The sequence below is a fragment of the Rubrivirga sp. SAORIC476 genome (assembly GCF_002283555.1).
GTDB lineage: Bacteria > Bacteroidota > Rhodothermia > Rhodothermales > Rubricoccaceae > Rubrivirga.
In genome coordinates, this window is record NZ_MVOI01000003.1 from 1077457 (window position 1) to 1094985 (window position 17529).

A 17529-nucleotide genomic window follows, 5' to 3' on the forward strand; every position below is an offset into this window, starting at 1 on the left:
CGGGAGGCAACCGGGCGTGTGAGGGTGAACCCCCACTCCTCGCGATGCCGACGCTCTCTCACCTGTCTCTCCTCACCCTTCTCCTCGCAGCCGCGCCGACGCTCCGCGCCCAGCCCAGCCCGGACGCCCGGCCGGTGCGTCCGGTCACCGCAACCGTGCTCTCCGTCGTCGTCCCGGGCGGTGGCCAGATCTACGCCGGCGAAACGGTCAAGGGCGGGCTGATCCTCGTCGGCGTCGGCGCCGCGCTGACGGCGGGGACGACTGCGAGCTACGCCGCCAGCCAGCACGATGACCGGTATGGCTGCCCGGCTCCGTGCTGGGAGTTCGAGCCGACGCCGCTGCTCATCGGCGTCGGCGTGGCAGGCGCACTCTGGCTCTACGGCATCGTCGACGCACCGGGTGCCGCGACCCGTGCCAACCGACGCCGAGGGCTCGTCGCCCTGGAGGTCGCCCCGGTCCGCCTCGCGACCGAGGCGGGCGGGGTGACGGGGCTCGCGCTGCAGGCCACGTTCTAGCGACGCTCGCCTACAGCCCGAGGCGGACCGTCGCCATGTGCATCAGTGCCGAGCCGAACGGCTCCACGACGGCCGTGTAATCGACCCGCAGGTCGAGCTCGCCGACGCGTTGCTCGACGCCGAACCCGGCCGACGGCCGCAGTTCGCCGGCCTCGCCCGCGCCCACCCGGTCGATGCCGAGCCGAGCCGCGAACCCGTCGGTGATCCAGACTTCCGCCCCGGCCCGGCCGAGCACGTCGGCCAACGTCACGTCGAGCGTGGTGGAGGTCTCCGAGGCGGACGTGCCGATGACCTCGACACCGTCGGGGCGGCGCGTCTCCAGGGGCTGCACGACCAGTTCGGCCTCGGCGGCGACGGTGACGCGCGGACGCCCCTCGCCGCGGTCGCCGACCGTGTAGGCCGCGCCGCCGCGGATGCGCGTCGGGAAGTAGTCGGTCGCGGAGGCGGTCACGGAGCCGGTCGAGCTCCACTCGTAGCGCGCGAACAGGTCGTCCACGGACAGCCCGATGGCGAGGCGGTCGCTGGCCTGGACGGTCGTCCCGATCGCGATGCCGATGGCCGTCGGCGCCCGCGTGCCCTCGAACAGCTCGTTGCGGTAGAGCCGCAGGCCGACGCCCGCCGAGACGCGCTCGGAGAACTGGGTGCCGAAGGCGGCGAAGAAGGCGTACTCGTCGGCGCGCAACGTGCCGTCCTCGTTCTGTCCGTCGGTCGGGTAGCCGCTCGCGTCGCGCCCGTCGATGTTGTCGACGCCGCCATGCACGACGCCGCCCGCGAAGCCGGAGCGGGGCCGGAGCGGGGCCGACACCTGGACGGCGTTCCATGACCGGTCGTAGGCCAGCCGCCCCGCCGTCAGCTCGACCCCCTGCGCGGGGGCGAACGGCGCCAGGGCCGGGTTCAGGTAGGGGCTCGCGTAGCCCGAGCGGTCCGCCACCTGCGACGGCATCGCGAGCGACCGCGCGCCCATGCCCATCCGCGCGAACGCCCCAGCGCCCTGGGCCGAGACGGTCCCCGCCGCCGCGACGATCAGCGCAGCCAGCAGGGCGAGTCGGCCGCTCATGCCCCGCGCTCCGTATGTCCGTACCGTCGAGCCGCTCATTGGATCACCAGGATGCGTCCCGAGAACCGCTGGCCCCCGGCGTCGACGGTGTAGATGTAGGCCCCGTTGGCGAGGCGCAGGCCGTCGTCGGACTGGCCGTCCCAGGCGACCTCGTTGGGCCCGGCGGGCCGCCCCGGCGCCTCCAGCGTGCGGACGAGGTTCATGGCCACATCGAAGATGCGGATCGTCACGTCGGCCGCCGAAGCCAGGTCGAGGCGGACCCGCAGGTCGCCGTTGCGCGGGTTGAAGGGGTTCGGGTAGGCGTACACGTCGACCGCCCGGCCCTCCTCCGCGTCGGTCTGCGGGCGCACGTCGGCGCGGAACAGGCTCCACGTCTGGGCGCCGTCGGTGCTCTTCAACAGCCCGTCCGGCGTGCCCACCCAGACGGTGCCGGGCGTCGTGGCGACCGCGCGGGTCGTCGGGCCGGAGAGGGCCAGCGGGCGCCCGTCGGCCTGTCGGAACGTGCGGACGATGCGCCAGTTCGCGCCGTCGTCGTCGGAGATGTAGAGGCCGTCGCCGCTGGTGACGTAGATGCGCGTCTCGTCGAAAGCGATGTCCTCGGCGACGACCCCGAGGAGGACCGTTTCGAAGCGGGCGAAGCCGCCCTCGTCGTCTCCCCGCCACACGGCGACGCCGTTCTCCTCCTCCTCGGTCGAGAAGGGGTTGCCGGAGTTGCGGCAGAGGGCCCAGACCTCGTCGCGGGCGTCCGCCAGGGGGCGCGTCTCCAGGGCGAACACCTGGTTTCCGGGCAGCGCGCCGCCGAGCAGCGCGTCGGTGTAGCGGATCCACGCGAGGTCGTCCGCCTCGGGCAGGCGGACCGACCGGTTGAGGCCGCCGTTGGTGCCCACCCACACCGTCCCGGCCTCGTCCACGACCACCGAGAACGCGATGTAGTTCTCGGAGAACTGGGCGAAGAAGGGCCGCTCGGGGTCGCCGTCGACGAAGCCGAGCGGCTGGCGGACGTCCGGGTTGTAGAGGAAGTCGTACGGCTCGCGGGGGTCGAGCACGAAGAGCGAGTCCGGCGGGAGGACGACGCGCTGCCACGTGGCCCCGGCGTCGGTGCTGCGGCGCAGGCCCGCCAGCAGCGCCGCCGCGTAGATCGTGTCGGCGTCCGCCGTCAGCGCGAGGTCGAGGGGCGCCGAGCCCTGCGCGAGGACGGTCGGGATGGCGGGGAGCGTCGAGACGCCGTAGGTGACCGTCGTGTCGCGGCTCTGGTCGAGCGACGGGAAGCGGTACGTGTAGCTCTGCCCGCCGTCGGTCGAGACGGCGAAGCCCGCCGCGGTGACGGGCGGCTGGTCGGCGTCGGCCGTGACGTCGTTGTAGGCGAGCCCGACGGCCACCGTCCCGCCGCGGGCCTCGACGGCGAACACGCGGGCGTCGATGGCCGTGGCCGGGTCGAAGGCGGCGGCGGTGCCGGGAATCGAGACCGCGCCGTCCGGGCCGACCTGGACCAGGATGGGTCCGGCGCGGAGCGTGCCCGTCGCGTCGGCGTCCAGCACGGCGACGCCGTTGCGGGCGCCCTGTGGCAGGAGCGTCGCGACGCCCGCGCCGGTCTCGACGGTCTGGGCCTGGACGGCGACGCTCAGCGCGAGGCCGAGGAGGAGAAGGCGCCTCATTGGACCGTGAAGGTGTAGGGCGCCGGGGCGCTCTCGGCGCCCGCGCGGTCGATGGCGACGATCTCCAGCGCGTACGTGCCCGGCTCGAACGACGCGTCCACGACGATGCCCGCCGAGTAGCGACCGTCGTCGGCCGCCTGGTCCTGGTTCTCGCCGTCGTCGAAGAGGCGGCCGATGACGCCGCCGCCGTCGGGCACCTGGGCGACGACGACGAGCACGTTGGCCCGTCCGTCGGGGTCGGTGACCGTGGCGACGAGCGGGACGGTGACCGTGCGCGTCCCGGTCGGACGCGTCACGGCGGACGGCGTGTTGGCCGTCACCACGGGCGGCCCGAGGTTGGCGGCGTCGAAGCGGAAGACGGCCGCGGCCTGGTCGCCCGCGCGGCCGTCGGCCCCCTCGGTGGTCACGCGGACGCTGTACTCGCCGGTCGCGCCTCGCGGGATCGTGACCGGGGCCTCGACGCGGAACGCGCCCCCGGCCACCTCGGCGCTCGCCTCGGTGACCAGCGAGTCGGTCTCGGCGTAGCGGACCAGCACGCGGACTTCCACGGCGCCCTCGGCGTCCAGCGTGCCGCTGACGGCCAGCGGGACCGTCGCCGTGGGCGCGTCCCCGTCGAGCGAGAACGCGGCGGGCGTGATGGCGACCTCCGCGAGAATCGGGCGGGAGACCTCGTCGGCGAACCCGGGCGCGGCGTCACACCCGGCGAGGGTGAGCGCGACCAGGGCCACGACGGACCGAAGGGCTACGGGCATCGAAGGGAAGAAAGACGGCGTAGCGGTCCGGCGGGTCGCGAGCGGGCTGGTGGGCGGGCGGAGGGCAAAGCTACCGACAGTCGGCAGGCTCACCGCGTAGGACGGCGCCGGGCCCTCGGATTTCCCCCACCCGGGACTGGACGCCAGCGCGCCCTGCCTCGGCGCCGAGGCGGGAGAGGCCGGCCGGGCCGCTTCCACGACGCGCCTCACCCCGTGATGAACTGGAGCGGCTGGATCGAGAAGCAGAGCAGGAAGATCACGATGCACAAGATCCCCAGGGCCTTGCGCGTGGGCGTCAGGGGCTCCTCGATCAGCACCGGCGGGTGGTCCACCCGGATCACGAGCAGGATCATCCCCACCCAGAACAACCACCCCGCCCACCCGACCGACAGCGCGAGGCCGGGCAGGAGGACCACCAGGAAGGCCGTCGCCGCGGTCAGGAACGCCACCGTCGACCCGACGAGCAGCCACTCGTCGCCGAACAGCCGCGCCACGGCCGCCGCGTAGATCAGCGCGAGAGCCGGCCAGAGCGCCTCCGGGGGAAGCGACATGCCCACCGGATCGCCCAGGTCCAGTACGAACCCGATGCCGCCGGAGAGCAGCAGGAGCAGCGTCGTCACCCGCGCCACAACGCGGTGGACGGCCGGGCCGAATAGCGCATACACCACGTGCCCTCCGTCCAACTGGCCGACCGGCAGCAGGTTGAGGGCGGTAAAGAAGAGACCGAACCAGCCCGCCACCAGCACCGGGTAGTGGATGATCTCGTCGGGCGAGACGCGCGCCCAGCCGAGACTGCCGATCAGGTGGAACAGCGGCGTGTCGCCCAGGACCAGGGCCGTCGTCCCCGGCGCGACGTGCGAGCGGTCGAAGGCCGGGAAGTGGCCGAACGAGTTGAGGTAGGTGATCAGGTCCTCGTGCCCGCCGACGCCGCGGAGGTACTCGGGGCCGGGGAGCGTGAGCACGGCCGCGATCAGCACCCCCACGGCCACCACGAAGCCCGCCAGCGGCCCCGCCGCGCCGATGTCGAACAACTGCTGGGTGCGCCGAAGGGGCTCCTTGATGCGGATCACCGCGCCGAACGTACCCAGGGTGCCGGGGATCGGGATCGGGAGGTAGTACGGCAGCGACACGCGCGTCCGCCGCCAGCGCGCGGCCAAGTAGTGGCCGAACTCGTGGACCGTCAGAAAGCCCAGGAATGGGACCGCATACAGGAAGCCGTCGGTGAGGAAGGCCCGGCTGCCGAGCAGCGACAGCATCGCGACCGTATCCGAGGTGCCCTCGGCAACCTCCGGCCAGAGCGCCATCCGCGCGACCAGGATCCCGCCACACCACACCATCGAGGCGAACGTGGCGACGAACAGCAGCACGTGGAGCCAGACGCGGTCGCCGTCCGGGGTCGGCGGCTCGTAGTCCGTGAGGACGCTGGGCGAATCGGGGGGGCGGGTCTCCACGGGTCGGGGTCGGGGGCCGCGGCGTACGCGGGGCCTCCGGGGGGGTTCGCGCGGGGCGATCGGCGGAAGGCCGCGCCCGGGCGAGCGCCCCGCTTCTGCCGAGACCGCGCTACGCCGCCCGCGCCGCCCGCGCCCAGTTGACCGACTGGCGGCCCCGCAGCACGCGCACGAGACCGGGGAAGACGGCGGCGTGCATGAACACGACGTAGAGCGGCAGCCGGAAGCCGGGCACGGCCACATCGGCGTCGCGCAGGACCCACCCGGACGCGGCGACCGCGTAGAAGGCGAGTTGCAGCCCTAGCAGGACGCCGTAGAGCGGCGAGCCGACCGCGAGCACGACGTTGAGCACCAAGGCCAGCGGCAGCAGGACGGGCGCGAGCGTCCACCGCAGGACGCGGTGCGAGATGTACTGCCACGTCAGCAGGCCGTGGCGGACCGGGTTGAGCAACCCGCGCAGACGGACCATCGACTGCCAGCCGCCCGCGCAGATGCGCACCTTGCGCGTCCACTCGTCCTCCAGCGTCGCCGACGGTCCCTCGATGGCCGCGGCCTCGGGCGCGTAGGCGACGCGGTACCCCGCCTGGGCGACGCGGAGCGACAGCACGAAGTCGTCCAGCAGCGTGTCCGGTTCGAGCGGCTCGACCAGTTCGGTGCGCAGCGCGAACAGCTCGCCGGCGGCGCCGACGACCGAGCCCAGCCGGTGGTCGAGCCGCTTCAGCGCCGACTCGTAGCGCCAGTACAGCCCCTCCCCCGCCGTCCCCGAGGCCGACGTGTCGACGCGCTTCTCGCCGGCCACCGCACCCACTTCGGCCTCCGCGAACGGGGCGACGAGATGCTGCAGGGCGTCGGGCGCGAGCCGGGCGTTGGCGTCGGTGAAGGCGACGAGCGGGGTCGTGACGTGCGCCATCGCCCGGTTCATGGCGGCCACCTTGCCGTTCCGCGCGGGCTCGAACAGCACCTCGGCACCGGCCTGGCGGGCGATTTCGGCCGTGTCATCGGTCGACCCGTCGGCGACAACGAGGAGGCGGAGCTTGTCGGCCGGGTAGTCCAGCGCGAGCGTCGTCCGCACCTTCTCCTCGATCCACGCCGCCTCGTTGTAGGCGGCCACGACGACCGTAATGGCGGGCAGGTCGGCCTCGGCGAACGGCGCGGGTGCCGGGCGGTCGCCTCGGAGCCGGACGAGCAGCGCCGCCAGCAGCCCGTAGCCGACGTAGGTGTAGAACAGGACGGCCGCGGCGGCCCAGAACAGGATCTCGGTCATCGGAGGGAGCGGATGGGGCGCGCGGGGACGCCCGCGACCAGGGTGTAGGGCGGCACGTCCTTCGTCACCACGGCGCCGGCCGCCACGACCGCGCCGCGGCCGACCGTCACGCCCTTCAGCACGACGGCGCGCGTAGCGAGCCATACGTCGTCCTCGATCACGATGGGCGCAGCCTTGCCCGGCGCGTCCAGGTCGCCGACGGCGTGGAAGTCGGCGTCCATCAGGATCACGCCGGTCGCGACCTGGCACCGCGCGCCGACCGTCACCGACCGCCGCGCCGAGAGCACCGACCCGTTGTTGATGTAGGTGTCGTCGCCGACCGTCAGCCGGGCGCCGGGACCGGCCGAGAGTTGCACGCGCGACAGGAACGAGTGGACCGTCACGCGGTCGCCCAGCGCGATCTCACCGGTCGCCGTCACGTGCGGGTTGCCCCACACGGTCACCCTGCGACCCAACCGGCAGCGCCGCAGGCGGACCTGGGCGTTCAGCCACCGGAGTCCGCCCCGTACCAGGCGGCCCAGGTCCCTCCGCCTCGGGGCCGAGGTGGGCAGGGTCAGGGTGCGATCGAGGGTGACATCCATGGCGGTGCGAGCGGTGGAGGCCGGGCGCCGGGGCCCCGCCTCCGGGTCAGCGGAGACTAGGCGGCGACGATCGGTCGCGGACGGGGCGTCGGCACGGGCGCGCGGTCGGGCGCGGGCGCGCCGGCCGTCAGCGCGTCGGCCTCGGGCGTACGGATGGCGTCCTGCCAGAAGGAGTAGAGCCCCCGGCTGATCTCGATGCCCTCGAACAGGCTCCGCTGGAACGGACCCGCCGAGCGCGCCCAGCGGACCATCTTGTCCAGGCCCTCCTCCAGCGTCACGCCCTGGCGCAGGTCGCCGAAGTAGCGGTTCAGCACGGCGTGGTCGGTCCAGGCGTGCTTGACCTCCTTGCGCGCCTCCAGGTGGATGATGTCGGGTGTCTTGCCCATGGCCCGCGACACCGCCTCGGCCATCTCCAGGATCGTGTAGGGCTGGTCCGCGCCGACGTTGACCGTCTGGCCGTAGACCTCCGGCCGCTCGACGCTGTGCGCGATGATCGGCGCGACGTCGGTGATGTAGCTGAACGCGCGCGTCTGGAGGCCGTCGCCGTAGACGGTCATCGGCTCGCCCTCCAGCATCTTGTTGAGGAAGATGCCGATCACGTTCCGGTAGCGGTCGCCCAGGTTCTGGCGCTCGCCGTAGACGTTGTGCGGGCGGAAGATGACGAAGTCCATCCCGAACATCTCCTTGGCCTGCCTCACGTCCATCTCGGCCGCGAACTTGGCGACCCCATACGGGTCCTCGGGCATCGGCGTCATGTCCTCGCGCATGGGCACCTGGTTGGACCCGTAGACGGCCATCGACGACGTGAACACGAAGCATTTCACCGTGCCGACGTTGACGGCCGCGTTGACCAGCGTGGCCGTGCCGAGCAGGTTGTTGGTGTAGTTGAACCGGCGGATGAATGGGCTCAGGCCCTCGGCGGCGTAGGCCGCGAGGTGATACACGTAGTCGAACCGGTACTGCTCGAACAGGCGCGACACGAGCACCGGATCGGCGATGGAGCCCTGATGGAAGTCGACGCCCACCGGCACGTTGTGGGCGTAGCCGCCCGAGAGGTCGTCGAGGCCGACGACGGTGTGGCCCATCGCGAGCAGTTCGTCGGCGACGTGGGACCCGATGAAGCCGGCGACGCCGGTGACGAGGGAAACGGGAGCGGTCATGGAAGCGGTGGGCTGAAGAAGGGGCATGGCGCCTTGTGCGGATGCTCCAGAATCCGCCCCCAGGCCTCGTTTCTGGCTCGCTCTTCGACGAAGCGCCGCCCTCGTTCGACGAACCCGCAACTGGTCCCGACGAGTCCGGGTTTGCGCCGTGTGCCGCAGGCCGACCGGGCGCGACCTTGACGACTCCTTGACAATCACGGAAGCGCTTCCTATCATCTCTCCGAACGTTTGCAACGTTTCAAACGATTAGCAGACGTCCTCCCCGTTCCTTCCATGCCCACCCCCCTCACCCCCGCCCAGCACGACCTCGTCACCGAGTTCGGGTCGATCTACGAGCAGTACGGGTTCCAGCGCCTCAAGGGCCTCATCGTGGGGCTGCTGTTGGTCCAGCCGGAGCCCCTCTCGCTCGACGACATGGCCGAGATGCTCGCCCGCAGCAAAGGCCCCATCTCGACGGCCGTCCGGGACCTCTCCTCGACGGGCCTCCTCCGCAAGGTGGACGGACCCAACCGCCGACGCGACTACTACGCCGCCCACCCGGATCTCTTCCTGAACAACTTCAAGCACAACATGGCGATCGTCCGGAAAAACCGCCGGACCGCCGAGCAGTTCTTGGAGGAGATGGGTGGAGACGAGCAGCACGCCGAGGCCGTCCGCAACCTGGAGCAGATGCGGGCCTTCTACACGCTCATGGAGTCCTTCTACGAGGACTTCGCCGAGCGCTGGGAGGCCGAGCCCGCACGCCTCGACGGCCGCGCCTAGCCCTGCCGGAGATCAGTCCGCTGGCGATGTGAGGGGACGCTCAGTCCCCGCCCTCATGTACCGTTTGTTCGCGAGCCTCCTCCTCGCCATCGGCCTCGCCTCTGGCGTGCTTGCCCAGGACGCCCGCTTCGAAGGCCGCGTCACCACCGACGGCGGCGCCCCCCTCGTCGGCGCCACCGTCCTCATCGACGGCAGCGTCTACGGCGACGCGACCGACGCCGACGGCCGCTACGCCTTCTCTGCCCCGGCTGGGACGTACACCCTGGGGGCGTCGTTCATCGGGTACCAGGCCGAGCGACGCGAGGTCACCGCCGCACGGGGCCAGACCGTCGTCGAGGACTTCGTCCTCGCAGAGGCCGCGGCCCAGGCGGGCGAGGTCATCGTGACGGGCGCGAGCCGGACCGCGGAGCGGCTGACCGACAGCCCCGCGACGGTCTCGGTCCTCTCCGGCGCCGACCTCCAGGCCTTCCCTGGCGTCTCGTACGAGCAGGCGCTCGCGACCGTCAAGGGCGTCGACTTCGTCCGCTCCGGCGTGACGGGCATCGGGATCAACGCGCGCGGCTTCAACAGCGCGTTCAACACCAAGATGCTGCTCCTCACCGACGGGCGCCGCCAGATGCTGCCCGGCGCGGGCCTGCCCTTCGCGGCCATGAACCCGGTCATCAAGGAGGACATTGAGCGCGTCGAGGTCATCCTCGGGCCCAGTTCGGCGCTCTACGGCGCCAACGCGCACAACGGCATCGTCAACGTGGTCACGCGCGACCCACGCAACAGCCAGGGCCTGACGGTGGTGGCGTCGGGCGGGGCCGGCGGCGCCGAGAGCTCGGTGTACTCCGCGAGGGGCCGCTACGCGCAGGCGTTCCTGGACAACCGCTTCGCGTTCAAGGCGACCGGCGAGTTCACCCGGGGCGAGGACTACGCGTTCGTCGACACGGTCTACACCAGCGTGCCCAGCCCGACGGCCGAGGAGCCCGACTTCGGCGTGGAGCACCTCCGCGGCACCGCCGAGCTGTTCGCCAGCCCGATGGCCGACACCGACGTGGTGCTCTCCTACGCGGGCAGCCAGAACAGCTACCTCGGGCCCACCAACCTGGGCCGCAACCAGGTCGAGGACTGGACGCTCCACCAACTCCAGCTGCGCGCCGTCCACCCGCGCGTGTTCGCCCAGGTCTACCAGACGTGGAGCAACTCGGGCGAGACGTACGCGCTCCAGAACTACGCCGCCTTCTCGCGCGCCGGGCTCTCGCCCGACGCTGCGTTCGCGGCGGCCCGCTTCATCGACAAGAGCCGCCGGACGAACGCCGAGATCCAGGGCAACGTGGAGGTCCAGGGCTTCCGCTTCATCGCGGGTGCCAACTACGAGCTGGAGACGGCCGTCTCGGAGGGTACCTACCTCTCCGACACCACGGGCGTCGGCGGCCTTGAGTTCGAGCAGTACGGCCTGAGCGCCCAGGCCGAGCGCGGCTTCGGGCCGGTCCGCGTCGTCGCCGCGGGGCGCTACGACTGGCAGACCAACTACGGCAGCCAGTTCTCGCCCAAGCTCGGCCTCGTGCTGACGCCCAACGCCGCCAGCAGCGTCCGCCTGACTTACGGGCAGGCCTACGTCGCGCCGACGGTGCTCCAGCAGGAGATCTACATCCCGTCCGGCGCGGTCGGCACCATCCCGATCGTGATCCGCGGCAACGGGCGTGGGTTCGACACCATCAACGCCGACGGGTCGCCGGGTGCCGGCGTCGCAGCACTGTCTCCGGAGGTCGTCCGCACCGTCGAGGCGGGCTACCGCGGGCTGTTCGGCCAGCGCCTGTTCGTTGACGTCAACGCGTACCGCTCCACCTCGGAGAACTTCATCTCGCCCCTGACGACGGTGCCGGACCTGGTGACGGCCATCGGCGACCAGCCGCTGAGCGGGCCCGAGATCGTCCTCACCTACCAGAACTTCGGCGAGGTCACCAACTACGGCGCCGACCTCTCGGTGTCCTACGTCGTCTCCGACCAGATCACGGCGACGGCGGTCTACTCCACGTTCTCGGCCGACATCGACGAGGACAGCTTCGACCTCAACGGCGACGGCACGGTCTCGCCGAACGAGATCTCGCTCAACACGCCGGGCCACAAGGGCGCGCTCACGCTCACCGCCCGCGACCTCGGGATGGCCGGCCTCACGGGCGCGCTCACGGTCCGCGGCGTCTCCGAGTACTCGTTCGTCTCGGGCCGGCACTTCGCCAGCACCGAGCAGGAGGGCCAGCGCGTGATCCTGACCACGCCGGGCGGCAACGTGCCGTTCAACTACAACTACGGCCCGCTGGGCGGCTTCGTCACGACGGACCTGAGCCTCGGCTACCAGTTCTCGGACGCGCTCTCGCTGGGCGCGTCGGTGACCAACCTGTTCGGCGTCGAGCAGCGCGAGTTCGTCGCCGCGGCCCCCACGCCGCGCTTCTTCACCCTGACGCTCCGCACCGACGTGCCCGCGTTCGGACGCTAGTCCTCGGCGCTCTTCTTCCTCCCCGCGCCCGCCGGAGCCTCTGGCGGGCGCGGTCTACGACTCCATCATGCTAGACAACAAAGTGGCCGTCATCACGGGCGGCGCGCAGGGCATCGGCCGCGCCACGTGCGAGCGGTTCGTCCGCGACGGCGCCTCCGTCGTCATCGCCGACGTGGCCGACGAGGCAGGCGCCAAACTGGCCGAGGCCCTCGGCGACAAGGCCGTGTTCGTCCACACCGACGTGACCGACGCCGACAGCGCCTCTGGCGCGATGCAGGCCGCCATAGACCACTTCGGCGGCCTCGATATCGTGGTCAACAACGCGGGCATCACGCGCGACGCGACGCTCAAGAAGATGACCGGCGACCAGTTCGACGCCGTCATCAACGTGAACCTGAAGGGCGTGTACCTGTGCACGCAGGCGGCCGTGCCGCACCTCGAAGCGCGCGGCGGGGGCGCGATCCTGAACGCCGCCAGCGTGGTCGCGCACAACGGCAACTTCGGCCAGACCAACTACGTGGCTACCAAGGCGGGCGTGATCGGGATGACGAAGACGTGGGCGCGCGAGCTGGGCCGCAAGGGCATCCGCGTCAACGCGGTCGCCCCGGGCTTCATCGCGACCGAGATGGTGCTGACGGTCCCGGAGAAGGTGCTCGACGGCCTGCGCGGCAAGACGCCGCTGGGCACGCTTGGCCAGCCCGACGACATCGCGGCGGCCTACGCCTTCCTCGCCTCCGACGACGCCGCCTTCATCACGGGCACCTGCCTCAACGTCGACGGCGGCCTCGTCCTCTAGTCTCGCCTCGGGCGTCGTCCGGCGCCCGAAGCTCTCCCCTGTGCCCATGCGCCGCGCCCAGATTCTCGGCACCGGCCTGTACGCCCCCGAGCGCGTCGTCCCGAACGCCTACTTCGACGAGATGTACGGCGAGGACGTGTCCTCCTTCTTGGTCGAGCGCCGCAACATCCGCGAGCGCCGCTACGCCGCCGATGACCAGGCGACGAGCGACTTGGTCGTGGAAGCGGCCCGCTCAGCCCTGGCCGCCTCTGGCGTCGAGGCGAGCGACCTCGACCTCGTCATCGTCGCGACCGACACGCCCGACTACCTCTCGCCGTCGACCGCGGCGATCGTGCAGCACAAGCTGGGTGCGATCGGCGCGGGCTCGTTCGACGTCAACACGGCATGCGCGGGCTTCGTGACGGCGCTCGACATCGCCAACAAGTACATCGCGAGCGACGACCCCGAGCGGCCGCAGTACCGCCGCGTGCTCGTCGCCGGGGCCTACCTCATGAGCCGGTTCATCGACTACCGGCACAAGAACACCGCGACGCTCTTCGCCGACGGCGCCGGGGCGGTCGTGCTCGGTCCGGCCTCTGGCGCCAGAGGCCGGGATGCGAGAGGCGTGCTGGCGAGCGACCTGGAGACGCGCGGCGAGTTCGCCGAGCACATGGGGATCTACGTCGGCGGGGCCGCGGCGCCGGCCTCGCTGGAGCGCGTCGAGGCGCAGGAGCACCTGCTCCAGTTCCGGGAGAAGTTCCCCCGCGAGTTCAACCGCGAGGCGTGGAGCGCCGTCGCCCGCCGACTGGCGGACCGCATCGGCGTGGCCGTCTCGGACGTGGACCACTGGGTGTTCACCCAGATCAACGTCGAGAGCATCGGCGAGGCGATGGACGCGCTGGGGCAGCCGATGGAGAAGGCCGTGCTCGTCATGGACCGCTACGGCTACACCGGCAGCGCCTGCGTCCCGATGGCCCTCGCCGACGCCGACGCCCAGGGTCGCTTCCGGCCCGGCGACCTGGTCGTCCTGATCGCCTCGGGCGGCGGCGCGGCCATCGCCGGCCTGGCGCTCCGCTGGGGCACCGACTAGCCTCTGGCGCCAGAGGCCTCCTCTCGGCGCCTCGTTCCCATTCGTCTTCCCACCGCCGCCAGAGGCCTGCATCTATGACCGACGTCGCCATCTCCTGGGCCTTCTTCCTGGGCTACCTCGCCCTCGTCGGCACGGCGGCGTTCGTCGGCATCCGGCGCGTGAAGAGCTTCACGTCGTTCTCGGTCGGCGACCGCAAGACGAGCCCGGTCTGGGTGGGGCTCGCGCTCGCGGCCAACCTGACCAGCGCGGCCACGTTCGTCATCAACCCGGGGCTGATCTACCTCTACGGCTTGTCCGGGATGCTGGGCTACGCCGTCGCCACGCCCCTGGGCATCCTGCTCGGGCTGACGGTCCTGACGAAGGCGTTCCGCCGCGTGGGCGACCGCACGGCCGCGCTGACGGTCCCGCAGTGGATCGCGGACCGCTACGGGAGCCGCTCGCTGCGGTTCTTCTTCGCGGGCCTCTCGCTCCTCCAGATCACGTTTCTCGTCCTGATCGTGGTCGGGCTGACGCTCGTGCTCTCGAACGTCCTGGCGCTGCCCACACTCGGCGCGATGGCGATCGTGATCGTGATCCCGCTGATCTACGTGATGCTGGGCGGCGCGAGCGCGCACACGCTGACCAACTCGGTCCAGGCGCTCATCATGATCGCCGTGGCGCTGATGCTGGTCGGCTCCGGCCTGGACCTGCTGCTCGGCGAGCCCGGACTGCTGGCGCGGCTGGCCGAGATCTCGCCCGTCCTGGCCGAGCCCGTCAACCCCGAGAGCCTTCTGTTCCGGAGCCCGTTCGAGGTGTTCGTGGCCAACTTCGTGATCGGCGTGGCCGTCATCACGCAGCCGCACGTGATGTCGAAGGCGCTCTACCTGCGCGACGAGCGCGACGTGAACGTCTACCTCGGCGTCGGCTTCGTGGCGCTGACGCTCTTCTTCTCCGTCCTCGCCATCGGCCTCTACGCCCGCGTCACGCTCACCGGCGACCTGCTCCCGCCCGACCAAGTGGTGCCGACCTACCTCGTCGAGCAATTCGGTCCCGTCGCCCGGTCGGTCGTCACGGTCGGCCTGGTCGCCGCCGGGTTCTCGACGCTGGAAGGGCTGCTCGTGGCGCTCTCCACCATCTTCGCCAACGACGTGTACTCGCCGCTGGCGCGGAGCCGCGGCGTGGCGCAGGAAACCATCGAGCGCAAGTCCATCGGGCTGAGCAAGCTCTTCCTGCTGGCGCTCGCGCCGGTCGTCGCGCTCCTCTCGTGGGGCCAGATCCAGAGCCCCGACCTGTCGGTCGCCATCCTGGCGCAGAACGGCGTCTACGGGCTGTTCGCGGCTACGTTCGTGCCCATCCTGTTCGGCGTCTTCGTGCCGCGCGTGACCACCTGGGGCGTCTCGGCCGCGGCCGTCGCCGCGCTCGTCGTCCACTTCGGGATGTACTACGGCGAGATCGGGCCGTACTGGAACAACCCGGCCGTGCCCGCCACCTTCGCGCTGCTGGCCGCGGGCGCCGTCGCCTCGCTCTCGCTGCTCGTCGCCCGCCGCCCGGCCGAGCCCGCCGCCGCATGACCGACGCCATCCGCACCGACTGGCTCGCCCGACAGGCGCTCTACCACGGCGCCCGCCCTGCCGTGGTGTGGGAGCCGACGGGCGAGTCGCTCTCCTTCGCTGACCTCGACCGCCTCGGGAGCGCCCTCGCCCGAGCCCTCCAGGAGCGCTTCGGCGTCGACCCGGGCGACCGCGTGGCGATCCTCGCCGAGAACAGCCTGGAGCACGTGCTGCTCTTCGTGGCCTGCCAGAAGTCGGGCGCGATCCTGGTCCCGCTGAACTACCGCCTGACCGGCCCTGAGTTGGCCTACCTGGTGGAGGACAGCGACCCGACGGTCGTGTTCGTCGCCGACGCCTGCACGCTGGCCTCGGACGTTCAGCAGGTCCCGCTGGCCGACGTGCGGCCTCTGGCGGAGGGCGACGCGACGTTCGCGCCCCAGGCCCCGGTCACGCACGACAACCCGCTGATGCTGCTCTACACGAGCGGCACGACGGGCCGCCCCAAGGGCGCGATCTACACGCACGGGATGCTGGTGTGGAACGCCGTCAACTCCATCCACCGCCTGAGCCTGACGCCCGGCGACGTGTCGTTCAACGCGGCGCCGTTCTACCACACGGGCGGCTGGAACGTGCTCCTGACGCCGTTCTTCCTCGCGGGCGGCACCACCATCCTGCTCGACCGCTTCGACGCAGACGCACTGCTGCGCTTGTGTGACGCCAGAGGCATCACCATCCTGTGGGGCGTGCCGACGATGCTGCAGATGATGGCCGAGAGCCCGGCCTTCGAGGACGCCAGCCTGGCGAGCGTCCGCTACGCGATCGTGGGGGGCGAGCCGATGCCCGCACCGCTCACGCGCACCTGGCAGGCCAAGGGTGTGCCCGTCCGCCAGGGCTTCGGCATGACCGAGGTGGGCGTCAACTGCTTCTCGCTCCCCGAGGCCGACGCCGTCCGCAAGATGGGCTCGATCGGCTTCCCCAACCTGTTCGTCGACATCCGCATCCTGGACGCCGACGGACAGGAGGTGGCGACGGGCGAGACGGGCGAGCTCGTCTTCCGCGGGCCGGTCGTCACGCCCGGCTACTGGCGCAACCCCGAGGCGACCGCGGCGGCCTTCACCCCCGACGGCTGGTTCCGCTCCGGCGACCTGGTCCGCCAGGACGACGAGGGCTACGTGTACGTCGTCGGCCGCCTCAAGGAGATGTACATCTCGGGCGGCGAGAATGTCTACCCCGCCGAGGTGGAGGCCGTCCTGCGCGAGCACCCCGCGGTCACCGAGGCCGCCGTGATCGGCGTGCCGGACGCCCGCTGGGGCGAGGCCGGCCTCGCCTTCGTCGTCGTGGGCGCGCCTCTGGCGCCAGAGGCCCTCCTCGCGTTCTGCCGCGAGCGACTCGCCGGGTACAAGGTGCCCCGCGCGGTCCGTTTCCTCGACGCGCTCCCCGTCGGCCACAGCGGGAAGATCCAGAAAACCGCCCTCACCGCTCTCGTCTCCGACTCCTGACATGCTCGCCTTCTGCCTCGCCGCGCTCATGGCCGTCCCGTCCCCGGCTCTGGCCGACTCCGTCGACCTCCCGTACTACCCCGCGCCGATCTCGATGGTCGACGTGGACGACCGCGCGGTCGCGGTCTACGACACCGGCGGCGAGGGCGAGCCGGTCGTGCTCCTCCACGGGCTGGGCACCAACCTCGCGTTCTGGCGCGGGACGATCCCGGTGCTGGAGGCCGAGGGCCGCCGCGTGATCGCACTCGACCTGCCCGGCTACGGCCTCTCGGACAAGGACGGCGTGGACGGCACGATGGGCGGCTTCGCCACAGCGGTCGCGGGCACGATGGACGCCCTCAGCGTGCCCGAGGCCGACGTAGTCGGCATCTCGATGGGCGGCCAGATCGCGATGACGCTCGCGCTGGACCACCCGGACCGCGTGCGGCATCTCGCGCTCCTCTCGCCTGCGGGCATCGAGACGTTCACGGAGCAGGAGAGCGCGGGCATGAAGATGCTGGTCACAGCGGCGGCCATCGCGAACACGCCCGAGCCGCAGGTGGCGGCCAACATCGCGGCCAACTTCGCCGCCTACGACGAGGCCCGCGATGGCTGGATTTTGGACCAGCGCCTCGCCGTCATGGCGCGGGCCGACTTCCAGGCCTACGCCGCCGCCAACGCCGCCAGCGTCGCCGGGATGCTCGACGGCCGCGTCTACGAGCGCCTGGGCGAGATCGCCATGCCGACGCTGGTCCTCTACGGTGCGGGCGACCGCCTCATCCCCAATCCCTACCTCCACCCGACGCTGACGACCGAGGCCGTCGCGCAGGCCGCCCGCGACGCGATGCCGCACGCCGAGGTCGAGATGATCGATGGCGCCGGGCACCTCGTCATGCTGGAGCAGCCCGAGGCCGTCCACGCCCGCCTGTGCGCGTTCCTGGGTGAGTAGAGGGGCCGGCACCCTGACGCGAGCCCGTCGCA

The 17529-nt window shown here is 71.6% G+C and carries 15 protein-coding genes; 8 read left to right on the plus strand and 7 right to left on the minus strand.

Going from position 1 to position 17529, the window contains the following annotated elements:
• Nucleotides 1-44 precede the first annotated feature (44 nt).
• Nucleotides 45-515, plus strand: coding sequence for a hypothetical protein (locus tag B1759_RS06375; RefSeq protein ID WP_095514182.1), 471 nt, complete (start codon nucleotides 45-47; stop codon nucleotides 513-515).
• A gap of 10 nt (nucleotides 516-525) precedes the next feature.
• Here the strand turns inward: B1759_RS06375 and B1759_RS06380 are convergent, their stop codons facing one another.
• The 7 genes from B1759_RS06380 to B1759_RS06410 all read right to left on the minus strand — a co-directional run bounded on the left by B1759_RS06380 (nucleotide 526) and on the right by B1759_RS06410 (nucleotide 8432).
• On the minus strand, nucleotides 526-1572 hold the full coding sequence (locus B1759_RS06380) for a hypothetical protein (RefSeq protein ID WP_095514183.1): 1047 nt from the start codon (nucleotides 1570-1572) through the stop codon (nucleotides 526-528).
• 35 nt (nucleotides 1573-1607) lie between these two features.
• Nucleotides 1608-3227 carry a FlgD immunoglobulin-like domain containing protein gene (locus B1759_RS06385; protein WP_095514184.1) on the minus strand — a complete coding sequence of 540 codons (1620 nt, stop codon included), beginning with the start codon at nucleotides 3225-3227 and terminating at the stop codon, nucleotides 1608-1610.
• Nucleotides 3224-3979, minus strand: a complete 756-nt coding sequence (locus B1759_RS06390) for a hypothetical protein (protein ID WP_143537279.1) — start codon at nucleotides 3977-3979, stop codon at nucleotides 3224-3226. Before B1759_RS06390 ends, B1759_RS06385 begins: the two co-directional genes overlap by 4 nt.
• 206 nt (nucleotides 3980-4185) lie before the next feature.
• Nucleotides 4186-5430, minus strand: coding sequence for a site-2 protease family protein (locus tag B1759_RS06395; RefSeq protein ID WP_095514186.1), 1245 nt, complete (start codon nucleotides 5428-5430; stop codon nucleotides 4186-4188).
• A 109-nt stretch (nucleotides 5431-5539) separates the two neighbouring features.
• Nucleotides 5540-6691: a glycosyltransferase family 2 protein gene (locus B1759_RS06400; RefSeq protein WP_095514187.1), complete on the minus strand. Its 1152-nt coding sequence runs from the start codon at nucleotides 6689-6691 to the stop codon at nucleotides 5540-5542.
• Nucleotides 6688-7272, minus strand: coding sequence for a DapH/DapD/GlmU-related protein (locus tag B1759_RS20170; protein WP_095514188.1), 585 nt, complete (start codon nucleotides 7270-7272; stop codon nucleotides 6688-6690). Before B1759_RS20170 ends, B1759_RS06400 begins: the two co-directional genes overlap by 4 nt.
• A gap of 56 nt (nucleotides 7273-7328) precedes the next feature.
• A complete protein-coding gene (locus tag B1759_RS06410; RefSeq protein WP_095514189.1) occupies nucleotides 7329-8432 on the minus strand; it encodes an NAD(P)-dependent oxidoreductase in 1104 nt (367 codons plus the stop codon).
• A 273-nt stretch (nucleotides 8433-8705) separates the two neighbouring features.
• Between B1759_RS06410 and B1759_RS06415 the strand changes: the two genes are divergently transcribed.
• From B1759_RS06415 to B1759_RS06445, 7 genes are all read left to right on the plus strand, one after another.
• Nucleotides 8706-9194 (plus strand): GbsR/MarR family transcriptional regulator, encoded by a 489-nt coding sequence (locus B1759_RS06415; RefSeq protein ID WP_095514190.1) that lies wholly within the window; start codon nucleotides 8706-8708, stop codon nucleotides 9192-9194.
• Nucleotides 9195-9249: 55 nt separating this feature from the next.
• On the plus strand, nucleotides 9250-11676 hold the full coding sequence (locus tag B1759_RS06420) for a TonB-dependent receptor (RefSeq protein ID WP_095514191.1): 2427 nt from the start codon (nucleotides 9250-9252) through the stop codon (nucleotides 11674-11676).
• Between the two features lie 64 nt (nucleotides 11677-11740).
• Nucleotides 11741-12472, plus strand: a complete 732-nt coding sequence (locus B1759_RS06425; protein ID WP_095514192.1) for a beta-ketoacyl-ACP reductase — start codon at nucleotides 11741-11743, stop codon at nucleotides 12470-12472.
• 46 nt (nucleotides 12473-12518) lie between these two features.
• Nucleotides 12519-13541 carry a 3-oxoacyl-ACP synthase III family protein gene (locus B1759_RS06430; protein ID WP_095514193.1) on the plus strand — a complete coding sequence of 341 codons (1023 nt, stop codon included), beginning with the start codon at nucleotides 12519-12521 and terminating at the stop codon, nucleotides 13539-13541.
• A 74-nt stretch (nucleotides 13542-13615) separates the two neighbouring features.
• The gene (locus B1759_RS06435; protein ID WP_095514194.1) at nucleotides 13616-15091 is read left to right on the plus strand and encodes a sodium:solute symporter; all 1476 of its coding nucleotides are present in this window, start codon (nucleotides 13616-13618) and stop codon (nucleotides 15089-15091) included.
• A complete protein-coding gene (locus tag B1759_RS06440; RefSeq protein WP_095514195.1) occupies nucleotides 15088-16569 on the plus strand; it encodes a long-chain fatty acid--CoA ligase in 1482 nt (493 codons plus the stop codon). Before B1759_RS06435 ends, B1759_RS06440 begins: the two co-directional genes overlap by 4 nt.
• Before the next feature lies 1 nt (nucleotide 16570).
• On the plus strand, nucleotides 16571-17497 hold the full coding sequence (locus B1759_RS06445; protein WP_095514196.1) for an alpha/beta fold hydrolase: 927 nt from the start codon (nucleotides 16571-16573) through the stop codon (nucleotides 17495-17497).
• Nucleotides 17498-17529: the final 32 nt, after the last annotated feature.

Excerpts from the sequence above, each read along its gene's own strand:
- B1759_RS06420 (WP_095514191.1), top strand. The coding sequence starts at position 9,250 with ATGTACCGTTTGTTCGCGAGCCTCCTCCTCGCCATCGGCCTCGCCTCT.
- B1759_RS06445 (WP_095514196.1), top strand. The coding sequence starts at position 16,571 with ATGCTCGCCTTCTGCCTCGCCGCGCTCATGGCCGTCCCGTCCCCGGCT.
- B1759_RS06385 (WP_095514184.1), bottom strand. The coding sequence starts at position 3,227 with ATGAGGCGCCTTCTCCTCCTCGGCCTCGCGCTGAGCGTCGCCGTCCAG.
- B1759_RS06390 (WP_143537279.1), bottom strand. The coding sequence starts at position 3,979 with ATGCCCGTAGCCCTTCGGTCCGTCGTGGCCCTGGTCGCGCTCACCCTC.
- B1759_RS06375 (WP_095514182.1), top strand. The coding sequence starts at position 45 with ATGCCGACGCTCTCTCACCTGTCTCTCCTCACCCTTCTCCTCGCAGCC.
- B1759_RS06415 (WP_095514190.1), top strand. The coding sequence starts at position 8,706 with ATGCCCACCCCCCTCACCCCCGCCCAGCACGACCTCGTCACCGAGTTC.
- B1759_RS06400 (WP_095514187.1), bottom strand. The coding sequence starts at position 6,691 with ATGACCGAGATCCTGTTCTGGGCCGCCGCGGCCGTCCTGTTCTACACC.
- B1759_RS06410 (WP_095514189.1), bottom strand. The coding sequence starts at position 8,432 with ATGACCGCTCCCGTTTCCCTCGTCACCGGCGTCGCCGGCTTCATCGGG.
- B1759_RS20170 (WP_095514188.1), bottom strand. The coding sequence starts at position 7,272 with ATGGATGTCACCCTCGATCGCACCCTGACCCTGCCCACCTCGGCCCCG.
- B1759_RS06380 (WP_095514183.1), bottom strand. The coding sequence starts at position 1,572 with ATGAGCGGCCGACTCGCCCTGCTGGCTGCGCTGATCGTCGCGGCGGCG.
- B1759_RS06430 (WP_095514193.1), top strand. The coding sequence starts at position 12,519 with ATGCGCCGCGCCCAGATTCTCGGCACCGGCCTGTACGCCCCCGAGCGC.
- B1759_RS06440 (WP_095514195.1), top strand. The coding sequence starts at position 15,088 with ATGACCGACGCCATCCGCACCGACTGGCTCGCCCGACAGGCGCTCTAC.
- B1759_RS06435 (WP_095514194.1), top strand. The coding sequence starts at position 13,616 with ATGACCGACGTCGCCATCTCCTGGGCCTTCTTCCTGGGCTACCTCGCC.